Origin of the sequence: Sutterella seckii, assembly GCF_009183815.1 — a bacterium.
Lineage (GTDB): Bacteria > Pseudomonadota > Gammaproteobacteria > Burkholderiales > Burkholderiaceae_F > Sutterella > Sutterella seckii.
In genome coordinates, this window is sequence record NZ_WEHX01000122.1 from 1 (window position 1) to 5,589 (window position 5,589).

The 5,589-nt window shown below is 60.8% G+C and carries 5 protein-coding genes; 2 read left to right on the forward strand and 3 right to left on the reverse strand.

The features are described 5' to 3' along the window. Window positions 1–85 precede the first annotated feature (85 nt). Entirely contained in the window at window positions 86–1,267 is a 1,182-nt protein-coding gene (locus GBM95_RS10855) for a hypothetical protein (protein WP_152159112.1), read from the forward strand. Window positions 1,268–1,280: 13 nt separating this feature from the next. Here the strand turns inward: GBM95_RS10855 and rimO are convergent, their stop codons facing one another. From rimO to GBM95_RS10870, 3 genes are all read right to left on the reverse strand, one after another. After that, window positions 1,281–2,630 carry a 30S ribosomal protein S12 methylthiotransferase RimO gene (gene rimO / locus GBM95_RS10860; protein ID WP_152159113.1) on the reverse strand — a complete coding sequence of 450 codons (1,350 nt, stop codon included), beginning with the start codon at window positions 2,628–2,630 and terminating at the stop codon, window positions 1,281–1,283. Between the two features lie 117 nt (window positions 2,631–2,747). Further along, on the reverse strand, window positions 2,748–3,551 hold the full coding sequence (gene pgeF, locus GBM95_RS10865; RefSeq protein ID WP_152159114.1) for a peptidoglycan editing factor PgeF: 804 nt from the start codon (window positions 3,549–3,551) through the stop codon (window positions 2,748–2,750). 1 nt (window position 3,552) lies between these two features. Further along, window positions 3,553–4,647: an RluA family pseudouridine synthase gene (locus GBM95_RS10870; protein WP_152159115.1), complete on the reverse strand. Its 1,095-nt coding sequence runs from the start codon at window positions 4,645–4,647 to the stop codon at window positions 3,553–3,555. Between GBM95_RS10870 and GBM95_RS10875 the strand changes: the two genes are divergently transcribed. Continuing rightward, complete coding sequence (locus GBM95_RS10875; protein ID WP_152159116.1) at window positions 4,646–5,434, forward strand: outer membrane protein assembly factor BamD; 789 nt, start codon at window positions 4,646–4,648, stop codon at window positions 5,432–5,434. The genes GBM95_RS10870 and GBM95_RS10875 overlap by 2 nt on opposite strands. Window positions 5,435–5,589: the final 155 nt, after the last annotated feature.

Genomic DNA, 5,589 nt, shown 5'->3' on the forward strand with positions numbered 1-5,589 from the left:
AATCCGCCGAAGGCGGAGAGGGCAAAGCCCTCACTGAGCTCAGACTACAACCTACTTTTTAAGAACAAAATCGGCGAAAGCTCACTTGACATTCACCGTGCACAGCCTCGAGGGCAAGACCAATAAGACAGGACTGAAATTCAGGCCCGAGAAGATGCTGCTCGACTGGTGCCGCAAGTCCTATCAGGTGATGCTTGATTCGGACGACGCGTTCATCCTTGATGCTTTGTACGCCGACAAGGAGCGCACGCATTTCAAGCGGATCAAATACAACCGCATCGTCTGCAGAAACATCAAGGGCGTGAAGCGCTTTTATCTGCAGGTGGTTCTGGAAGGAACGCCTCCGGTAAAGCACGCCTATGCCCCGGCAACGGAGCGGATGGCAATTGATCCGGGTCCGAAAAGCTTCGCCGTCTTTTGCCCGCGAGTGCAGGCAAAGGTTCAGGTTGCGCCCGGGGCGAAGGTCAACGAGAAGGCGATCCGCCGGATTCAGCGATCGATGGATCGCAGCCTGCGGGCCTCGAACCCGAAGGCCTTTGATGAGAAGGGTCGGATCAAGTCCGGCGTCGGCCTGACTTATTCGAAAGGCTATCAGGCGCGGGTAGACAAGCTTCGCGAGGCGCACCGCAGGGCCGCCGGTACGCGAAAGTGCGAACACGGCGAGCTCGCCAATCTGCTTCTCGAATGCGCAGGCAATATCCGCATTGAGAAGAACTCATGGGAGGCTTTTAAGAGAAGTCATTTCGGCAGGAGCATCAACAACAGCGCGGCAAGCGGCTTTATACAGAGATTGAAGAGCAAGGCTGAAAGAGCCGGTTTGACAGTTGAAGAGGTAAGCCCTTATCGCCTGAAGCCGAGCCAGTACGATCCTTACAAGGATGAATTCATGAAGAAGGCGCTCGGGGAGCGCTGGATGTATCTTGGAGACGAGACTACGGTGATCCAGCGCGACATCATAAGCGCGATTCTGATCTATTTTGCTGATTTGAAGAATCAGACGCATAACCCAGAGGTGGTGAAAGCCGCACTCGAGGGCTTGAAACGAGGCCTGACGGACGCGGGTTATGTGAAGCAGCTTAAGCTGCCGAGGAGCAGCGGGTCGCAAGATCCGTTGTTCGCGCCGGAGCCGAAGGCTCTGACGACAGAGGAGCTGCGTTCGAAATGTTTCCGTGCCGGCAGTGACCGCCATTCGTCAACCTTGAACGGAACGGATGGAAAAGCTGTCGGTTGGTCGGAAACCTTCCCTCTTCAGAGGGGAGTTGTTTAGTCTCTGGTGAGCATCACGGCTCGTCCGTCACCTCGCGGCCGATCAGGTCGTGCTCCTCGTTCGCGGTGATCTTCACGCGTACGATGTCGCCGGGCTTGAGGCTCCGTTCCGTCGTCACGTAGCAGACGCCGTCGATGTCGGGGGCGTCCGACTTCGTGCGGCCGACGGCGACGCCGTCCTCATCGGGCTCTTCGTCGATGATGACGTCCTCGACCTTCCCGATGCGGCGGGCAAGCTTCTTTAAGGAAATCTCGGCCTGAAGCTCCATCAGACGACGGCGGCGCTCCTCGCGGACTTCGTCGGGGAGCGCCCCGGGAAGGTCATTGGCCTTCGCGCCCTCAACCGGCGAATACGCAAAGCACCCGACGCGGTCGAGCTCAGCTTCCTTCAGAAAGTCGAGCAGATACTGGAACTCTTCCTCCGTCTCGCCGGGGAAGCCCGCAATGAAGGTCGAGCGGATCGTGATGTCCGGGCAGGCCTTTCGCCAGGCGGCAATGCGCTCGAGATTCTTTTCGCCGCATGCGGGACGCTTCATGAGCTTCAGAATCCGCGGATGCGCGTGCTGGAAGGGCACGTCGAGATACGGCAGAACGAGACCCTCGGCCATGAGCGGCACCACGTCGTCGACGCTCGGATACGGATAAACGTAATGGAGGCGCGTCCAGAGATTCAGGCGCCCGAGTTCGCGGCAGAGGTCGAGAAGGCGCGTGTGAACGGGCCTTCCGCCTGCAAAGTCGAGCTTGTAGCGCTTGTCGACGCCGTAGGCGGCCGTATCCTGGCTGATGACGAGAAGCTCCTTCACGCCGGCAGCCTTGAGGTTTTCCGCCTCGCGCACGATGTCGCCGATCGGGCGCGAAAGGAGCGTGCCGCGCAGATTCGGGATGATGCAGAAGGTGCAGTGATGGTTGCACCCTTCGGAAATCTTGAGGTAGGCATAGTGCTTCGGCGTGAGCCTCACGCCCGCCGCCGGAACCAGATCGTCCCAGGGATCATGCGGGCGCGGCAGCACCCCTTCGACCATGCGGAGCACTTCGTCGACGCTGTCGGGGCCGGTGACGCCGATCACCTTCGGCATCCGGGCGAGGACGTAGTTGGAGCCGTCGGCTTCCTTGCGGCCGCCGAGGCACCCGCAGACAATCACGTGCCCGTTTTCCTTCAGCGCCTCGGAAATCGCGCCGAGGCTCTCCTCCACGGCTTCATTCACAAAGCCGCAGGTATTGACGATGACGAGATCGGCGTCCTTGTAGGTCGAACCGATGCGATAGCCGCGGGCGCGCAGCTCCGTCACGATGCGCTCCGTGTCGACGAGCGCCTTGGGGCAGCCGAGGGAAACAAAGCCGACAACGGGAATATGCCGAGTCATGGTCTATGGGGCCTTTCAGTATTTTTTGAAGTTTGGGAGTCTCTTGTCCCGGGAGCGCGCGATATTACCCGCATCGGACCTCTCTTTGCAGAGAGGTCCGGAGAGGAATTTGTGTCTTTATTTCTGATTCTGCGGCTCAATCCAGATGAGTGCGGCGTGGCGGCCGGACTTTTCGCCGTCGCGGCGGAAGCTAAAGAAGCGCGCCGGGTCGCCGTAGGTGGACAGGCCGCAGTCGGCAATGCTTTCAGCGGGAATCCCGGAAGCTTCGAGCGCCTGGCACGCAAGAAGCGCAAGGTCCGCAAAATACTTTCCCGGCTCATTCGCCGCCCGGAAGGCCTTTTCCGCCTGAGGAAGATGCGCCTTCATGGCGTCGAGCACATCCCCGCCCACTTCGAATTCGTCCCTTCCGATCCGGGGTCCGAGCCAGACGGCGAAGTCGCCTTCGCCCTTGAGTTCCTCGCGAAGCTTTCCGACCGTCTTCTGGATGATGCCGTCGGCGAGGCTGCGCCAGCCGGCATGCACGGCCGCAACGATCCGCCCCTCGCGGTCCGCGATCAGGACCGGGAGGCAGTCGGCCGTCATCACGACGGCAACAACGCCCGGCGTCTTCGTCCACGAGGCATCCGCCTGAGGGGCGTCGGCAATGTCGTCGGCATGAAGAATTTCAGTGCCGTGCACCTGTGAGAGCCACTTCGGTTCCGAAGGGAGGCACTCCGTGAGAATCCTGCGGTTCATCCCGACGCAGGACTTGAAGTCGCCCGTATGAAAGGCAAGGTTGAGGCCCATGATGCCTTCCGGACCGCCCCAGGGACCGCTTGACACGCCCCCCGTGCGGCAGGTAAAGAAGGCCTTCACGTGCTTCGGAGCCCCGCCCTTCCATTCGGGCTTCACGCTTTCGAGTTCAGATTTGAATTGAGACATATCAGACGCGCTCAAAAACAGTCACCGGGCGATCCCAGGGGCCGAAGCCCAGATCGTCCATCAGTTGAATCATGTCCTCGGGAGGTTCGCGGAACCACTGCATTTCTTCTCCCGTCACCGGGTGCACCAGCCCGAGGCGGGATGCATGAAGAGCCTGGCGGTGGAAGTCGAGGAGATTTTCCATCTTGACGGCAATGCCGGGGGCGCGTCCGCGATAAAGCTGGTCGCCGATGAGAGGCAGATCCTCGCCCGTCAGATGGACGCGGATCTGATGCGTGCGGCCCGTGTCGAGGCGGCAGGCCACCCAGGAAACCGGGATCCCGTCGGCGCTCGACCAGTCGACCGTGCGCACGCGCGTGCGGGCGGGCTTCGCTCTCACGCCCGTAGAGCCCGGGAAGCCCTTGAAGCGGATGCGGCTTCTCGGATCGCGCCCGATCGGCACGTCGACCACGAAGTCGGGCGCGGCCGATCCCATGGTGATCGCCCAGTATTCGCGCTTCACGCTTCTTTCCTGAAGCTGGCGCACCAGATTCGTCTGCGCAGCGAGCGTTCTCGCCACAACCATAAGGCCCGTCGTATCGCGATCGAGCCGGTGAACGATGCCGGCGCGCGGAACTTCCTTCAGTTCCGGATAGCGCCAGAGAAGCCCGTTCATGAGCGTGCCGTCGGGGTTTCCGGCGCCCGGGTGCACGACGAGGCCGGCGGGCTTATTGACGATAATGATGGCATCATCCTCATAGACCACCTCGAATTCGACGTCTTCCTGGGGCTCGAAGGCGAGCGCCTCCTCCATGCGGGGCGCCTCGAGGAGCTCGATTTCGTCGCCTTCGGTCGTCTTCGCGCGGATCTTCTCCACCACGACGCCGTTCACCTTGACGGCCCCCGACTCAATCATCTTCTGCAGACGCGCGCGGGAGACGTCCGGCATGAGAGAAGCGAGAACCTTGTCGAGACGCTCGCCCCAGAATCCCTCCACGACGAATTTAGGCAGCGCATTCTCGTCGGCAGAAGCATTTTCAAACGCTTCCATCTCGTCGTCTTCAAAATCCTCGCCGCTATAATCTTCGCTGTCCAAATTGACCTTTTCCTGTGTCATGAAATCTGCTACTTCCTTCAAAAGGCTTCTGATGCGCGGCGCCGCGCTTGTTGCGGTTACGTTTGCCACCGCCTCCTGCTCCTGGCTGCAAAGTCTTGACAAAGACCAGACGCTCGACTGGAGCGCCGACAAGCTTTACTCCGAAGCCAGATTAGCCTTGGATGATAGCAACTGGACGCAGGCTAAGGATTATTACCAGAAGCTCGAAGCGCGTTATCCGTTCGGCCAGTACGCCCAGCAGGCCCAGATCGAGCTCATTTACGCGACCTGGAAGGACGGCGATGCGCCGGGCGCCGTGCAGGCCGCCGACCGGTTCCTGCGCACCTACCCCAATCACGCCAACAGCGACTACGTGATGTATCTGAAGGCGCTCGCCACGCTCAACGAAACCGACAGCTGGTTCAACAAGCTCGCCGCTGAAGACCTCGCTGAACGCGACGCCAACGCCTCGCGCGAAGCCTTCGACACCTTCAAGGAACTCGCGCTCCGCTATCCTGACAGCCGCTTTGCTCCCGAAGCCCGCCGCCGCATGCACGGCCTCGTCCTCGCTCAGGCTGAGCATGAACTGAAGACCGCGCAGTACTACTTCGTGCGCCACGCCTACGTCGCTGCCATTGACCGCGCGCAGCGCGTCGTGCGCGAATTCCAGAACACCCCGATGCGCGACGATGCGCTCGAGCTCATTGCGAAGAGCTACGACGCCCTCAAGATTACGGATCTTGCCGCCGATACGCGCCGCATCATCGAACTCAACAAGAACGGCGAGCGCTCGCAGCCCTCGCGCTGATAAGGAAATGGAAAGACCGGAACTTCATTTCCGAAGTTCCTGATTCCGTCCTTCTCAATCGGGTAGAGGGCCCCCTTGCAGGGTACCCCCTCCCACACCGCATGGCCCCGTGATCGGGCCCTTTCGGACATGCCGTTCGGCATCCGGCGGTTTTC

Bases quoted from the DNA above. Each gene is read 5' to 3' on its own strand.
- rimO (WP_152159113.1), bottom strand. From the start codon at position 2,630: ATGACTCGGCATATTCCCGTTGTCGGCTTTGTTTCCCTCGGCTGCCCC.
- pgeF (WP_152159114.1), bottom strand. From the start codon at position 3,551: ATGTCTCAATTCAAATCTGAACTCGAAAGCGTGAAGCCCGAATGGAAG.
- GBM95_RS10875 (WP_152159116.1), top strand. From the start codon at position 4,646: ATGAAATCTGCTACTTCCTTCAAAAGGCTTCTGATGCGCGGCGCCGCG.
- GBM95_RS10870 (WP_152159115.1), bottom strand. From the start codon at position 4,647: ATGACACAGGAAAAGGTCAATTTGGACAGCGAAGATTATAGCGGCGAG.